17 protein-coding genes are annotated in these 14,842 nt (G+C 33.4%); 16 read left to right on the top strand and 1 reads right to left on the bottom strand.

From position 1 onward, the window contains the following. The first annotated feature begins 47 nt into the window (after positions 1–47). Genes N4A45_08100 through N4A45_08090 form a run of 3 tightly spaced genes read left to right on the top strand, consistent with a single transcriptional unit; the run spans position 48 to position 2,566 of the window. Positions 48–752, top strand: a complete 705-nt coding sequence (locus N4A45_08100; protein MCT4665178.1) for a 16S rRNA (uracil(1498)-N(3))-methyltransferase — start codon at positions 48–50, stop codon at positions 750–752. Next, complete coding sequence (locus N4A45_08095) at positions 745–1,380, top strand: DUF4159 domain-containing protein (GenBank protein ID MCT4665177.1); 636 nt, start codon at positions 745–747, stop codon at positions 1,378–1,380. The genes N4A45_08100 and N4A45_08095 overlap by 8 nt, the downstream gene beginning before the upstream one ends. Positions 1,381–1,384: 4 nt before the next feature. Beyond that, a complete protein-coding gene (locus tag N4A45_08090; GenBank protein ID MCT4665176.1) occupies positions 1,385–2,566 on the top strand; it encodes an RsmD family RNA methyltransferase in 1,182 nt (393 codons plus the stop codon). Here N4A45_08090 and N4A45_08085 read toward each other — a convergent pair. Continuing rightward, positions 2,553–3,638, bottom strand: coding sequence for an amidohydrolase (locus N4A45_08085; protein ID MCT4665175.1), 1,086 nt, complete (start codon positions 3,636–3,638; stop codon positions 2,553–2,555). The two genes, N4A45_08090 and N4A45_08085, sit on opposite strands and share 14 nt — an antisense overlap. 121 nt (positions 3,639–3,759) lie before the next feature. Between N4A45_08085 and N4A45_08080 the strand changes: the two genes are divergently transcribed. From N4A45_08080 to miaA, 13 genes are all read left to right on the top strand, one after another. Further along, a complete protein-coding gene (locus tag N4A45_08080; protein MCT4665174.1) occupies positions 3,760–4,782 on the top strand; it encodes an alpha/beta hydrolase in 1,023 nt (340 codons plus the stop codon). Positions 4,783–4,787: 5 nt separating this feature from the next. After that, a complete protein-coding gene (locus N4A45_08075; protein MCT4665173.1) occupies positions 4,788–5,396 on the top strand; it encodes a 7-carboxy-7-deazaguanine synthase QueE in 609 nt (202 codons plus the stop codon). A gap of 204 nt (positions 5,397–5,600) precedes the next feature. Beyond that, positions 5,601–6,428 carry a prolipoprotein diacylglyceryl transferase gene (gene lgt, locus N4A45_08070; GenBank protein ID MCT4665172.1) on the top strand — a complete coding sequence of 276 codons (828 nt, stop codon included), beginning with the start codon at positions 5,601–5,603 and terminating at the stop codon, positions 6,426–6,428. 8 nt (positions 6,429–6,436) lie between these two features. Next, complete coding sequence (locus N4A45_08065; protein MCT4665171.1) at positions 6,437–7,504, top strand: ABC transporter permease; 1,068 nt, start codon at positions 6,437–6,439, stop codon at positions 7,502–7,504. A gap of 2 nt (positions 7,505–7,506) precedes the next feature. Continuing rightward, a complete protein-coding gene (tpiA, locus tag N4A45_08060; GenBank protein MCT4665170.1) occupies positions 7,507–8,283 on the top strand; it encodes a triose-phosphate isomerase in 777 nt (258 codons plus the stop codon). Beyond that, complete coding sequence (locus N4A45_08055) at positions 8,283–9,140, top strand: aminotransferase class IV (GenBank protein MCT4665169.1); 858 nt, start codon at positions 8,283–8,285, stop codon at positions 9,138–9,140. The genes tpiA and N4A45_08055 overlap by 1 nt, the downstream gene beginning before the upstream one ends. A 5-nt stretch (positions 9,141–9,145) precedes the next feature. Next, entirely contained in the window at positions 9,146–9,457 is a 312-nt protein-coding gene (locus N4A45_08050; protein ID MCT4665168.1) for a hypothetical protein, read from the top strand. A gap of 54 nt (positions 9,458–9,511) precedes the next feature. Next, the gene (gene fsa / locus N4A45_08045; protein ID MCT4665167.1) at positions 9,512–10,162 is read left to right on the top strand and encodes a fructose-6-phosphate aldolase; all 651 of its coding nucleotides are present in this window, start codon (positions 9,512–9,514) and stop codon (positions 10,160–10,162) included. Position 10,163: 1 nt separating this feature from the next. Then, entirely contained in the window at positions 10,164–10,784 is a 621-nt protein-coding gene (locus N4A45_08040) for an L-threonylcarbamoyladenylate synthase (GenBank protein ID MCT4665166.1), read from the top strand. 112 nt (positions 10,785–10,896) lie between these two features. Further along, positions 10,897–11,460, top strand: coding sequence for a ribosome recycling factor (gene frr, locus N4A45_08035; GenBank protein ID MCT4665165.1), 564 nt, complete (start codon positions 10,897–10,899; stop codon positions 11,458–11,460). A gap of 60 nt (positions 11,461–11,520) precedes the next feature. Beyond that, a complete protein-coding gene (locus N4A45_08030; protein MCT4665164.1) occupies positions 11,521–13,137 on the top strand; it encodes an alkaline phosphatase family protein in 1,617 nt (538 codons plus the stop codon). Continuing rightward, complete coding sequence (locus N4A45_08025) at positions 13,124–13,888, top strand: hypothetical protein (protein MCT4665163.1); 765 nt, start codon at positions 13,124–13,126, stop codon at positions 13,886–13,888. Before N4A45_08030 ends, N4A45_08025 begins: the two co-directional genes overlap by 14 nt. After that, on the top strand, positions 13,881–14,828 hold the full coding sequence (gene miaA / locus N4A45_08020; protein ID MCT4665162.1) for a tRNA (adenosine(37)-N6)-dimethylallyltransferase MiaA: 948 nt from the start codon (positions 13,881–13,883) through the stop codon (positions 14,826–14,828). Before N4A45_08025 ends, miaA begins: the two co-directional genes overlap by 8 nt. Positions 14,829–14,842 lie beyond the last annotated feature (14 nt).

Below are 14,842 nucleotides of genomic sequence, written 5' to 3'. Positions count from 1 at the left end.
AGTGTCATTTCTATATATTTGTTTTAAGAACACCAATAAGTTTTAAGATGCCCTTATTTTATTCCAAAGAATTCACGCTAGAAAATCCTTTTCTTTCAGAAGAAGAAGCCAAACATTGCATTCGTGTTTTGAGGCTAAAAAGCGGAAATAAAATTCATATTACCAATGGTTTTGGCGAAGAATTTATTGGAGAATTAGATATTTTAGGCAAAAAAGCACGTTTAGAGCATATAGAAGCGATCCAGCATAAAAAAAATAGAACCTATTCTTTTCACCTTGCCATAGCTCCCACAAAAAATATGGACCGGATAGAATGGTTGGTGGAAAAAGCAACAGAAATTGGTCTGGATGAAATTAGTTTTATCAAATGTCAAAATTCAGAAAGAAATAAACTAAGAATAGATCGTATAGAAAAGAGAATTATCTCTGCACTCAAGCAGTCTAAACAATTTTTTATGCCCAAAATAAACTCTTTTCAAAGCTTTAATGAGTTTTTAAGCCGAGATTTTCATCAAGCAGAAAAGTATATTGCTCATTGTGAAATAAGTTCGAAAAAAGTAAGAATCACCCAGCTTCCCCAAAATAAAGAATACCTTATCTTGATAGGTCCAGAAGGCGATTTCTCTCCAGAAGAAATTAAACTGGCAATAGAAAAAGGATTTTCGGAACTGGATTTATCTGCAAACAGACTCAGAACAGAAACCGCGGGTTTAGTCGCCTGTCAAACTTTGAATACACTTCATTATGTATAAAATTCTCTTTTTATTTATCAGTTTGAGTTCATTTGCTCAAATAAAGTTAGGTGTATTACAGTACCAAGGCGGTGGAGATTGGTATGCAAATCCCACATCTGTAAAAAACCTGATTGCATTTTGTAACGATAATTTACAAACGAATATAGAAAAGGAATATGAATATGTATCTGTAGAAAGTACAGAGATTTTTCAGTTTCCATTTATTCACATGACGGGGCATGGAAATGTTGTTTTTTCGGAAAAAGAAGCGAAAAATTTAAGAAAATATCTTTTGTCAGGAGGTTTTCTTCATATTGATGATAATTATGGAATGGATCCATTTATTCGTCCAGAAATGAAAAAAGTATTTCCTGAACTAGATTGGGTAGAATTACCTGCTTCTCACCCTATTTTTTCGCAAAAATATGAGTTTCCTAATGGTTTACCCAAAGTACATGAACATGACAATAAACCCCCGCAAGCCTTTGCGCTTGTTTGGGAAGGGAGAATTCTTTGTGTATATACTTACGAATGTGATTTAGGAGACGGATGGGAAGACCAAGAAGTTCATAACGATTCCAAAGAAATTAGAGATAAAGCGCTAAAAATGGGTGCCAATATTTTGCAATTTGCTTTTCACCAATAGAAATATGCTTAACGAAAAAGAAAAAGAAATTTTGAGAACCAATCTTCATACATCTGTAAAAGATTGGTTTTTTAAAAAAGATCAAGAAGGGATTTCTTATAAAAAAATTGCAGAACAAATTCAAGCAAGAAAAAAGATTGAGAAAAAGATTCCTTCGTGGTTTGAAAACGAAAATCTTCTTTTTCCTCCCAGTCTATCTCTCGAACAATCATCATCTGAAATTACGGCACTATATAAAGCGAGTAAGCTTCCTAAAGGAAAAAAATTCATAGATTTAACTGGTGGAATGGGAATTGATATTTCATTTTTGTCACAAAATTTTGAACAACTTGTTTACTGTGAGCAAAACGAAACATTATCACAACTATCTAAATATAATTTTGAAGTATTAGGTTTAAAAAACATTGAAACATTTACTGGAAATAGTGTTCTATTTTTAGAAAATAATCATGTAAAGTACGATTGTATTTTCTTAGATCCAGCAAGAAGAAAAGCCGATAAAAAGGTGTTTAGACTAGAAGATTGTACCCCAAATTTATTGGAGATTCAGGAAATGCTATGGGAAAAAACATCCAAAATTTGGGTAAAGCTCTCCCCTATGATCGATCTTTTTTTACTCAAAAAAAGACTTCCTTTCCTCAAGAACATTTTTGTAATATCTGTTCAAAACGAATGCAAAGAAATTTTAATAGAGCTTGAAAAAAATTATTCTGGTAATACCTATATTACCGCTTCCAACTTTCATAATGATTCTTGGTCTGAATATCTATCGGAAAGCACAAAATGGGAAACAAAATGTATGCTCTTAGAACCTCAAAATGAAGAGAAAAAATATATTTATTTACCCAATACATCAATCATGAAAGCGGGTCTTGCTGATATTTATTGTCAAGAGCAGAACTTAGTAAAAATGAGCACGCATACGCATTTGTATTTTGGAAATCAAATGCTTGATCAGTTTCAAGGAAGAATTTTCGAAATAAAGCAAGAGTTCACCTCTAAAAAGGATCTTCAAAAGGCTTTTAAAAACAAGCCATGTGAAATTATTTGTAAAAATGCTAAGGAGAAAGCAGAATTCTATTTTAAGAAATTCAAACTAAAAAAAGGTTCCAATAAAGATTTTCTCATTATTGGAACCCATCAAAATAATAAAGTTTCATTCTTTGAAACCCTTAGGATCCAATAATTTTATTTCTCAAATCGATTTTTGCTTGATTATCGTTACCGAAAAGCCAATTGAGTACATTATCTTCCCAAATATCTTTATAATCTTGCTCGTTTATTTTTTGTTCTTCTAAGGCTAAATCTAAAATTTTACCAGGGTAAGAAGACTGTCTTTCAGACTCCATTTCTCCTAAAGGATAAGGATCATCTAAGCCCATAATTACTTGAGAAATCCCTTGTCTTTTGATCATCAAATCCAATGATTCGGTATCGTGAACCAAAGTATCAAAAAAGATATTAGGATGTCCTACAGCTTTTCTTGGATGGGTATAACCTTCAAATAAATCTGGTCGTCCATCAAAACCTTGAATTCTTCTTCCCAAATTCATTTGAGCCAACTGCCCTCCATGTGCAAAACAGACCCTCATATTTGGAAATTTTTCTTGCATTCCATTTAAAGTATAAAAGTGATAAGCATCCCCACACTGAGCCAGCATCCATACTAAGTGAAACCTCCAAGCCACATTTTCGAGCTTAATCATTTTGTCTCCATCATAAGGATGTATCTCAACAGCAAGTTTATACTTATCTGCTAATTCAAAAATTGGTAAAGTTTCTTCGGCAAAAATATTTCGCCACTGTCCAATTGTATCCATAAAATGCGTAGGCAAACAGAGTACCTTGAGTCCCAACTCATTCACACAACGTTCTATTTCCCACAATGCTCCTTGAATATACCCAGGATGCACCACAAAACCACAAGTAAATTTATCTTGATGATCACTTTGCACTCTTGCGTTAAAATCGTTTTGAAATCTTAAGGCATGTTTCATTTCTTCTAGGCGGAGTCCATTTCCATACAACTGACTTAAATTAAGAACAACGGCATGATCAATTTTGTTTTTCTCCATCCATTCGAGCTTTTCATTGAGAAAAAAACTTGAATCTGTCACAGGTCTTTTCCAACCTTTTTGTAACATATATTCGCGCTCTTCATCTACCCAAAATATCTCCTTATCTTTCATAAATTGAGGAATCTCAGTGGGATAAGGAAGTAAGTGCGAATGCCCGTTTATTCTTAATTTTCTACTCATAATATACTTTTGTAAGTTTTAATCGATACACAAATCTAATGGCTCAATTATTTTTTTAAAATAATATCAGAACCATATTTCTATCGTTATTCGTAATTTAGAACATCTAAAATACTAAACAATGAGAACCTACAAAAAGAATTTGATTTTAAGTTTATGTTTAATTCTTACCTTGACTTTAACTTATAGTTGTAAAAAAGATGATAAGAATGATACGAATCAAGCAAATTTCCAAACCAGCACACCTCCTTTTACCCTGACGGATAAGGACGTAAAGTTTTACAAAGATCATTCGTATGGGAAACATTCTAAAAATAAATTTGATTTTTTTATTCCAAAAAGCAATCAGCCAACACCCTTAATTGTTTATATCCACGGAGGTGGTTTTACGAGTGGGCAAAAAGAAAATGCCTACAATATTCCCACAATAAAGGAAGCAATAAATCAATCTACAAGTGAAGGCATTGCATTTGCTTCAATAAACTATGAATTACTAAAGGAGGTAGATGACAGAGGGGTAATAAAATGTCTGGAAGATGTCAAAGAATTTATTCAATATATAAGACTCAATCATGATAAATACAATATTAGCAAAGCTCATATAGTTTTATCAGGAAACAGTGCTGGTGCGGGTTCTAGCTTATGGTTAGGACTACAAGATGACTTAGCAAAACCCGAATCTTCGCTTGCCCAAGAAACACAATCTACACGTGTAAAAGGAATTGCCGTTTTTGAAACACAATCTACTTATGATCTTAAAAAATGGGAAGACGTATTTAGTGAATATAATTTTTCTATTGATGTACTTGTACAACTAAGCCCGGCTATTGCCCAACGTTTAAATTCGTTTTACGGAATGGCAGATGTAAATCAACTTGAAAACCAAGATATTATAGATTATCGAAAAAGAGTAGATTTTCCTAAATTTGCCAGTTCAGATGATCCAGAGGTTTGGGTAAATAATACGCAACAGCAATTGGTTCCACCTCTTAATTTAGGTATTTTGTTTCATCATGCAAATCATGCAACCTATTTGGAAAATATTTTCCAACAAAATAATGTAGTGCATGATATTGCTGCAGGACCAGGAAATACCAATAAAGAAAGCTTTGTGAATTTTGTAATTCGCACCGCAAAAAAATAACAAATTTGGACAACAGAGAGAAACAGCTTCCTATAATGGAGGCTTTTTATACCATACAAGGAGAAGGGAAATACATGGGAACCCCTTCTTATTTTATCAGATTGGCAGCTTGCGATGTAGGCTGTCCTTTTTGTGATGTAAAAGAAAGTTGGGAAATAGAAGAAAATCAATGGCAAAGTATCAATCACATTCTTTCTAAAATCCCAATAAATGTTCATACAGTTGTGGTTACAGGAGGTGAACCACTCATGCACCACCTTGATGAACTCTGCAAGGCCTTAGCAAAAAGGAATATTAGAGCTCATATAGAAACATCAGGTTCATTCCAGCCTAGCGGAAACTGGGATTGGTTTACATTATCTCCAAAGAAAAGAAAACTCCCTTTAGAAAAAAGTTGGAAGCTGGCAAATGAACTAAAAGTTGTCATTTCAAGAACCAATGATTTCAAATTTGCCCAAGAAAGTGCAAAAAAAGTAACAGAAAATTGCTTGTTATACCTCCAGCCAGAATGGGACAGGAAAGAACAAGTAATGCCTCTAATCGTGGAATTTGTTAAGAAAAACCCACAATGGAAGATCTCTATTCAAACCCATAAATATATGGATATTCCCTAATTCCTTAAAATTCTATTTTATGGAAATTGGGCGTTGATCAATAAAAAACCGAATCAAAGGCAAGAGATAAAAATTGATTTTTGCCTTTGTGTGGAATTTATTTGAAATTAATATTGATGTAAAATAAAAAAGTTCTAAACGAATTAAACCAAAAAAGTTGAAAAAATAATTAACTTGCAGCTATAAAATTTGAAGAAATATAGCATGTTTAACGTTATCCATTGGAATCCAAACGAAGTCATATTTACATTAGGTTCATTTCAACTAAGATGGTACAGTGTCTGTTTTGCAATTGCCTTTATTTTGGGCTATAATATCACCCGAAAAATTTTTGCTAAAGACGGTGTGGGTGATAAAGCAATGGATAAATTACTATTCTACGTAGTAATTGCCACAATTTTAGGAGCAAGATTAGGGCATGTATTGTTTTACGAAGGAATCGACTATATTCTTGCAAACCCTATAGAAACATTTTTACCAGTTTCCTTTAAAGGTGGTTTTCACTTTACAGGTTTTCAAGGACTTGCAAGTCACGGTGGATCTTTAGCTGTGATTATTGCACTTTGGTTGTACGCAAAAAAAGTGGTTCAAAAACCTGCCTCATGGGTTTTTGATCGCCTGACTCCTGCTATTGCTTTAGCTTCTTTCTTTATCAGAATGGGAAACTTTATGAACTCAGAGATTATAGGAAATCCTTCGAATGTTCCTTTTGCAGTAGTCTTCAAAAAAGTAGACAACCTTCCTCGTCATGCATCTCAGTTATATGAAGCCATTGCTTATATTGTCATCTTTTTTATAATGAAAAGAATGGTCAAAGAAAATAAAATGGAACAACCTTGGTATATGTTTGGGTGGATGGTTCTATTAATTTTTTCGGCAAGATTTATTATTGAGTTTACAAAAAAATCACAAGGTGGATTTGAAAGCATCCTAGGACTGTTAAGTACAGGACAATGGTTGAGTATTCCTTTTATTCTTTTAGGATTATTTCTTCTCAAAAAATCGGCACAATATAAACATAACCTTCCCTAAAATTTGCCATGCTTAAGAAACTTTCTCATAGCTTGGTCACCCTTTTCGGTGTATTATGCTTGGTGTTTTTCTTGTTTAATATTATGCCAGGAGATCCTGCACAAATGATGCTCGGTCAGCATCAAAATGAGAAACAACTTCAAGATATTAGACAAAAATATGGGCTCGATTTACCCCTTCATAAACAATTTCTGTTTTGGATAAACGACCTCTCTCCTATTTCTTACCATCACCAAGAGAATGAACATCTTGTACATTACTGGACAGAGGAAAAATACGCTGGAACAATCATTCCCCTTGGAAAACAAAAAGCAATTGCTCTCAAGAAACCATACCTGAGAGAGTCTTTTCAGAAAAAAGGAAAAAAAGTGAGCGATATCATGCTCCCCAAAATATTCAACACCTTTATCTTAGCCTGTTTTTCTATTCTAATTGCCTTTATTTTAGGTGTTTTATTAGGAATATTTCTTCAAAAATCCAATAATAAAATATTGAATAATTTGATTGAAATCTTCACCATGACAGGAATGGCTTTGCCTTCTTTTTTTGCATCCATATTAATTGCATGGTTTTTTGGATTTTATTTATCAGAATATACCACACTCAATATGATCGGTTCCTTATACGAGATGGACGATTATGGAAGCGGAAAATATCTTCAATTAAAAAATTTAATTTTACCTGGTATTACCCTTGGGATTCGCCCTTTGGCAGTAATATCTCAACTCACTAAAACCTCACTAGAACAAGTGATGCAAGAGGACTATATCCGTACGGCATTCTCAAAAGGACTTACAAAAAGTCAAGTTTTGTGGAGACATGCGCTCAAAAATGCATTAAACCCAATCATTACGGCAACTTCAGGATGGTTTGCATCTCTTTTAGCAGGAGCCGTGTTCGTGGAATACATTTTTGCTTGGGATGGAATAGGAAAACTCCTTGTTGAAAGCTTAGAAACGCTCGATCTTCCATTAATTATAGGAATTGTCCTATTTATTGCACTTGTTTTTATTATGATTAATATCTTTGTTGATCTAATTTATCGAGCTTTGGATCCTCGAGTAAAAAACACATAAAAATGAGAAAATACATTCTTGCAGGAAACTGGAAAATGAATACAGATATTACAACAGGTATTCAGCTAAGTCAAGAAATTGTTGATCAATACCCCACAACTTTAGAAAATCAAAGAACCATTCTTTGTCCACCATACACACATCTTTTTCCTATAGAAAAAGAAACTAAAAACACACCTGTAGAAGTCGCTGCACAAAATTGTCATTCAGAAAAATCTGGTGCTTACACTGGTGAAATTTCTGTAGAAATGCTTCAGTCTTTAGGTTTAAAGACAGTCATTCTAGGACATAGTGAAAGAAGAAGCTACTTTGGCGAAACTGATGAAGTATTAAAGAATAAGGTTAATCATGCCCTTTCAGAAGGAATGGAAATTATTTTTTGCATTGGGGAAAGTGAAGATCAGAGAGAAAATGAAGACTTTTTGGCAATACTAAAAAGCCAAATGGAACAAGCGATTTTTCAGCTAAATGAAGAGCAATTCTCCAATATTATTTTGGCTTATGAACCTGTCTGGGCAATAGGAACAGGAAAAACAGCCAGCCCTGAGCAAGCTGAAGAGGTTCATGCCTTTTTAAGAGCTTGTTTAGAGGAAAAATATTCTAAAGAAACGGCCCAAAATACCTCTATTCTCTACGGTGGAAGTTGTAAACCAGCAAATGCAAACGAGATCTTCTCAAAACCTAATGTAGATGGTGGCTTGATAGGTGGAGCAGCATTAAAATCTACCGATTTTATCGCATTAATTAATGCATTGACTACCCAAAAAACGACTCGCTAATGATGATTAACTTTCAAGGAAATTTGATATCTGAAGAAGCCTTTCAATTGTCTCCAGAAAATCGAGCTTTACGTTTCGGCGATGGTCTTTTTGAAACCATGTTATACCAAAATGGGGTTATTCATTTTTATGAAGACCATTATTTTAGAGCAATGGGATCCATGTGCATGATGCGTATGAATATTCCAAAAGCTTGGAATATGGAGTATTTTTATCAACAAATTATTGAGACTATAGAGCACAATGGTTTATTGAATAAAACAGCTAATATCCGAATTCAATTTTACAGAAAAGGTGGAGGTAAATATTTACCAAACGATCTATCTGTCGCATTTTTTATAGAAGTATCCCCTTTAGATGAAAATAAAATTGTTTTCCAAGAAAATGGGCTTAAAGCCGATGCATTTTATGATCACTCAAAAGCTGCTACAGAACTCAGTTCTATAAAGACCAGCAATGCTCTAATTTATGTTTTGGCATCTATTTTTGCTCTAGAAAACAAAATTGATCAAGCATTTATTTTCAATACGAACAAAGAGATTATTGAGTCTCAAAATGCAAATATCTTTGTTCTAAAGGGTGAAGAAGCTATCGTTCCTAGTCCTCAAAAAGGAGCATTAGATGGAATTATGAGAAAACAGCTCATCAAAACTTTGGAAAAAGAGGGATACACCATTAAAGATGATAAATTGAGATTGTATGAACTACAAACTGCTGATGAAATCTTAGTGACCAATGCTATTTTTGGCGTACAGTATATTTCTCAATTTCAAGAAAAACAATATCTTTACTCTAAAGCAAAAGATCTTGCAGAAAAAGTAAGAAATTCAGCCTTTGAAGAACCTTTCAAACAATAAAAAGTATGAGAAAATACCTACTTTCATTATCAATATTGTCAATCATGAGCCTCTTTCACTCTTGTGATGACTATGTAAAAGACTTTATCACCGTGAAAATGGAATACCGTGGGGATCCTGCACTCGATGGATGTGGTTGGGTAATGGTTGTTAGTGAAAGTGAGTATTACAAGGTACATGCACTACCAGAAAACATGAAAAACGAGAAAAAGAGTTTCAGAGTAAATTATTATAAATCTGATTACACTTTTAAAGGATGTTTAAACACCCCTATTCCTTTCATTTATCTTGGAGATGCAAGTGAAATTTACGATTAAAAAACACAATTACCCTATTTTCAATCATTAACAGAATATTTTAAGAAAACAAGCATGAAAATTTTTATTGATACTGCTAATTTAAAAGACATTCAAGAAGCTGAAAATCTTGGAATTTTAGACGGAGTAACTACAAACCCGTCACTCATGGCAAAAGAAGGTGTTACCGATGTAAATACACATTACCAAGCCATCTGTAATATTTGTAAAGGGAAGCCTGTGAGTGCAGAGGTATTTTCTACTCAATGGGAAGAAATGGTGGAAGAAGGAAAAGCACTTTACGCTCTAAACCCAGACCAAATTGTTGTAAAAATTCCCATTACTGAAGAAGGTCTAAAAGCGCTTGTAAAACTCAATGAACTCAATATTCCAACAAATTGTACTTTAGTATTTTCTGTAGGACAAGCACTATTGGCAGCAAAAGCAGGTGCAAAATTTGTTTCACCATTCGTTGGAAGATTAGATGACATCTCTCAACATGGTATGGAACTTATTCACGATATCAAACAAGTATTTGCAAATTATGGATTTCAAACCGAGATTTTAGCGGCCTCTATACGTCATACAAATCATTTGCTTAGCTGTGCACAAGCAGGTTCTGATGTGGTAACTGCTCCGCTTAAATCTATCAAAGGATTGCTTAATCATCCTTTAACAGATATTGGTCTAGAAAAATTTATTGCGGATAGCAAAAAAATAGGTTAACATGATCATTAAATTATACGAAGAAAACCCTAACGAAAGGCAACTAGAAAAAATTGCTAAAATGATTCGTAATGGTGCCGTTTTTATCTATCCTACCGACACTGTTTATGGAATAGGCTGTGATATCACCAATAAAAAGGCTCTTCAAAAAGTAGCAAGAATGAAGGGGCTCAAATTAGAAAAAGCGAATTTTTCTATTGTTTGTCACGATTTAAGTCATTTATCAGACTATATCAAACAAATAGACAATCCTACTTTTAAATTATTGAAAAGAACACTCCCTGGACCCTATACATTTATCTTGAATGCCAACAGTTCAGTTCCTAAAATTTTTAACAGCAAAAAGAAAACAATAGGAATTCGAGTACCTGATTCAAATATCGCCAGAGCTCTTGTTAAAGAACTGGGAAACCCCATTGTATCCACCTCTCTTCGCTCTGATGATGATATATTAGAGTATAGTACAGACCCAGAATTAATCTATGAAAAGTATCAAAATGAAGTAGATTTTATAATTGATGCAGGATATGGAGGAAACGAAGCTTCTACAGTTGTGAATTTAACAAATGGAGATATAGAGATCCTTAGAGAAGGAAAAGGAGAGACAGATTTATTGTATTAATCAAAAAAAGTGAACAAGAATATTCCAAAAATCAAGGGAAAACGTAAATTTGGAATCCAACTTGTAAGCATTTTACTTTTTTGGACAAAGAAAACATAATAATCAAACCATTATGAACGAAGAACTCAGTCTTTGCTATGATGAGGCAAAGGAACAAATGAACAAGGCGATCGATCACCTAAAAAAAGAATTCACAAAAATTAGAGCTGGTAGAGCCAGTACTTTTATGTTAGATTCTGTATATGTGGACTACTATGGAACGCCTACTCCATTGAATCAAGTTGCCAATGTAACTACACCAGATGCCCGTACACTTTCAGTAGCACCTTGGGAGAAAAGCATGTTGGATCCTATTTCAAAAGCGATCATGGCAGCAAATCTTGGACTGAATCCTCAAAACAATGGTGAAATGATTATCATTTCTATTCCTCCACTTACAGAAGAAAGACGTGCAGAACTTGCAAAACAAGCAAAATCTGAAGTTGAAAACTGTAAAGTTGGAATTAGAAACGCACGAAAAAATGCCAATAACTATATCAAACAATTGGTAAAAGATGGTTTAGCAGAAGACATGGGTAAAGATGCAGAAAACACTGTTCAAAAATATGTCAGTGACTTTACCACTAAAGCCGAGACGATTTATTCTGAGAAGGAAAAAGAAATCATGACGGTTTAATAAAATCAAACAACAGCCTCTCTTTTCGAGAGGCTTTTTTTATCACATTAAGTTTTTGTAATGAAAAAAATAATTCTTTCCCTTGCCCTCGTAGCCTGTGGCTTTAATAGCTTTGCACAAAAAGAAAAACAACCCAAACTAGTTGTAGGGATTGTTGTTGACCAAATGAGGTATGACTATCTTTCTAGATTTTGGGATGAATTCTCAGAGGGAGGTTTCAAAAAAATGATTAATCAAGGTTTCAGCTCAAGAAACACACATTATAATTATGTTCCTACCTATACAGGACCAGGACATGCTTCCATCTATACGGGTACTTCACCAAGATATCATGGAATAATTGCCAATAACTGGTATGACAAAAACGCAAAAGAAATGCGCTACTGTGTTTGGGATGAAAATGCCAAAAGTATTGGTGTAAAAAATAGTCCAGCAGGACAAATGTCTCCAAAAAATATGATGGCACACACCTTTGCTGATGAATTGAAAATTTACACACAATTCCAAGCAAAAACCTATGCCGTTTCTATTAAAGATCGAGGGTCTATTTTACCATTAGGACACATTGGAAATGCTGCCTTTTGGTTTGATGGAAAAAATGAATCCATGATTACTTCAAATTTTTATCTGGATAAATCTCCAAAATGGCTTGATAAATTTAACAACAAAAGACTTCCGAAAAAATATTTGAGTAAAAACTGGGAGCCACTGAGAGCGTATCAAGAACTTTATACAAAAGATAATAATTTGTATGAAAAACCTTTTGAAACAGAAACAAAACCTACTTTTCCTCATAAATTACCTGAAATATATAAAGCAAAAGGCGGAAAAACCTTATCTAGTACACCTTTTGGAAATACGTATTTAGTAGATTTCAGTATAGACCTTATAGAAAACAATGAAATAGGAAAAGATCAAACACCAGATTTTTTATCCATTAGTTTTTCTTCTCCTGATAAAATAGGACATCAGTTTGGAACGCAGTCTTGGGAAATAAAAGATACCTATTTAAGGTTAGACAAAGACCTTGAAAGGCTAATTAACTATCTTGAAAAAGAGATTGGTAAAGATCATTTTGTGATGTTTTTGACAGCTGATCATGGTGGAGCATACAATGCTCAATTTCTTAAAGACAATCAATCACCTGCAAACTATTTTGAAACAGAAAGGTTAGAAGAAAAGCTTAACAATCATTGTCAGAAACAGTTTGGAACAGGAAATATCATTGAAAACATCAGTAATCAACAAATATTTTTAAACAAAGAAATACTTGCAAAGAATGACTTGGAAAGAGATGATATTGAAGAATTTTTAATGGAAAAACTCTTGGAATACAAAGGGATTCATCAAGTATTTTTGAGATCTACTCTAGAGCAAGGTCTCAGTCAAGAATACACAGGAAAACTTATACAAAAAGGATTTCAACCAGCAAGATCAGGGGATTTAGCCTATACCTTGAATCCAAACTGGATGGATTATATGCATCATGGAACCACCCACGGAAGCTCCTATACTTATGACACCCACGTTCCTTTAATTTGGTATGGTTGGGAAATTAAAAAAGGGCAATCCTATCGTCGAGCTTCAATAACCGACATTATTTCTACAGTGAGTAGCTTTTTCCATATAGCATCACCCAATGGAGGAACCGGAAAGATACTAGATGTTAGAAAATAAAAAAATCCAAAATATCCACACTTTGGAAGTGTATCTTCGTAAAACACTACCAATTGAAGAAATTTGTGAGACGAAGGAAGGAATTTGCTTTATTTTTAAAGCAAATTCTTTTATTTCAAAGCTATTCTATATCCCATTTCAAACAAATAAATGTATTTCTATTTCAGAATTTTATGAAGAAAATTCACTGATTGTTTGGGAAAATCAATGGACATTTCAGTCACATTTAGTAAAATCTAAAATTCAATCTAAACTAGGAAATATCCCGAGAATTCATGGAAGAAAAACGCAAGTAAGACGTGTAGATAAGCCCACAGCAGCAAGTTTTCTAAAAACCAACCACCTTTTACCTCCTATAACAGGAAAAATCAGATTGGGTTTATATGATACACAAAACACGCTCATTGCTCTTAGTGTTTTTTCATCGGGAATTAGATGGAAAGAAAGAGAAGGACGCTCTTATGAAATCCTTCGATTTTGTAACCATCATCAATACAGAGTTCAAGGTGGTTTCTCTAAAATACTCAAGGCCTTTATTTTAGATAAAAAACCGATACAGCTTATGACATATTCTGAAAAAGGCAGTTATCAAACAAATTTGTATGAAAAATCAGGATTTGATAAATCAGAAGACCCAAAAGAACTCATTTATTATTTAGAAAAAAATCAAACATATCCTCAAAAATATGGAAGCGAAAATGCCATGAAAATAATAGCTTTGGGCAACTATAAATTTCAATGGCATGGCTAAAAAGACTCATTTAATTCCTATCATCACAGGTCCGACAGCATCAGGAAAAACTCAATTAGCGGTTTCTCTAGCCTATGAAACACAAGCAACCATTATAAGTGCAGATTCAAGACAAGTATATCAAGGACTTGATATAGGAACAGGAAAAGACTTGGAAGAATATGAATATAATGGAAAAAAGATCCCTTATGAACTAATTGATATCGTAGCTCCTGAAGAAAGTTATCATATTGAACGTTATAAAAAAGATTTTCTTTCTGTTTGGGAAAATCTTCAAGGAAAAGATCAAAACATCATCCATTGTGGAGGAAGTGCACAATACCTTGATGCGATATACAATCCGGGTGTCTTTACACAAATACCCAAAAACATAAAACTAAGGGAACAACTTGAATCTCAAGAAAAAAAGGCATTACAGGAAGTATTAAAGAACTATAATTTACAATATTCCGTAGATTCCGATTCTCATAAAAGATTAGTGAGAGCCATAGAAATTCATGACTTTTTAAAAAACAATCCCCTACCCCAAAATAACTTACCTAATTTTCAACCCTATTTCTTCATTTGTTTTTCTGATGCCGAAATTAGAAGAGAAAAAATAAACAAAAGATTAAAACAAAGATTAGAAAATGGTCTTATTGAAGAAGTTGATTATTTTCTAAATAAAGGAATTTCGTCAGATAGAATGGATTATTTGGGTTTAGAATATCGTTTTGTGAATGCTTTTTTAGCGGGAAAATATAACAAAACTGAATTAGAACAAAAATTAGCAACAGCCATTCATCAATTTGCAAAAAGACAAATGACCTGGATGAGAAAAATTAAGAAAAATTACGAAAACGTATGGTTTTTAGATTGTGGCAGGCAAAAATCAACGGATTATACAGAATTTGTACTTGACAAAGCTGAAAAAACCTTTAGAAAAACTCAAAGAAATTAAGCTTTTTTATCAAA

This window comes from Flavobacteriales bacterium (genome assembly GCA_025210805.1).
GTDB lineage: Bacteria > Bacteroidota > Bacteroidia > Flavobacteriales > CAJXXR01 > JAOAQX01.
This window is presented reverse-complemented; position numbering and strand designations above follow the sequence as displayed.

What these genes read in the sequence shown, in the direction of transcription:
- N4A45_08090 (MCT4665176.1), top strand. Translation starts at nt 1,385, where the DNA reads ATGCTTAACGAAAAAGAAAAAGAAATTTTGAGAACCAATCTTCATACA.
- N4A45_08080 (MCT4665174.1), top strand. Translation starts at nt 3,760, where the DNA reads ATGAGAACCTACAAAAAGAATTTGATTTTAAGTTTATGTTTAATTCTT.
- miaA (MCT4665162.1), top strand. Translation starts at nt 13,881, where the DNA reads ATGGCTAAAAAGACTCATTTAATTCCTATCATCACAGGTCCGACAGCA.
- N4A45_08040 (MCT4665166.1), top strand. Translation starts at nt 10,164, where the DNA reads ATGATCATTAAATTATACGAAGAAAACCCTAACGAAAGGCAACTAGAA.
- frr (MCT4665165.1), top strand. Translation starts at nt 10,897, where the DNA reads ATGAACGAAGAACTCAGTCTTTGCTATGATGAGGCAAAGGAACAAATG.
- N4A45_08030 (MCT4665164.1), top strand. Translation starts at nt 11,521, where the DNA reads ATGAAAAAAATAATTCTTTCCCTTGCCCTCGTAGCCTGTGGCTTTAAT.
- N4A45_08095 (MCT4665177.1), top strand. Translation starts at nt 745, where the DNA reads ATGTATAAAATTCTCTTTTTATTTATCAGTTTGAGTTCATTTGCTCAA.
- N4A45_08085 (MCT4665175.1), bottom strand. Translation starts at nt 3,638, where the DNA reads ATGAGTAGAAAATTAAGAATAAACGGGCATTCGCACTTACTTCCTTAT.
- N4A45_08025 (MCT4665163.1), top strand. Translation starts at nt 13,124, where the DNA reads ATGTTAGAAAATAAAAAAATCCAAAATATCCACACTTTGGAAGTGTAT.
- lgt (MCT4665172.1), top strand. Translation starts at nt 5,601, where the DNA reads ATGTTTAACGTTATCCATTGGAATCCAAACGAAGTCATATTTACATTA.
- N4A45_08055 (MCT4665169.1), top strand. Translation starts at nt 8,283, where the DNA reads ATGATGATTAACTTTCAAGGAAATTTGATATCTGAAGAAGCCTTTCAA.
- N4A45_08050 (MCT4665168.1), top strand. Translation starts at nt 9,146, where the DNA reads ATGAGAAAATACCTACTTTCATTATCAATATTGTCAATCATGAGCCTC.
- N4A45_08065 (MCT4665171.1), top strand. Translation starts at nt 6,437, where the DNA reads ATGCTTAAGAAACTTTCTCATAGCTTGGTCACCCTTTTCGGTGTATTA.
- N4A45_08100 (MCT4665178.1), top strand. Translation starts at nt 48, where the DNA reads ATGCCCTTATTTTATTCCAAAGAATTCACGCTAGAAAATCCTTTTCTT.
- fsa (MCT4665167.1), top strand. Translation starts at nt 9,512, where the DNA reads ATGAAAATTTTTATTGATACTGCTAATTTAAAAGACATTCAAGAAGCT.
- tpiA (MCT4665170.1), top strand. Translation starts at nt 7,507, where the DNA reads ATGAGAAAATACATTCTTGCAGGAAACTGGAAAATGAATACAGATATT.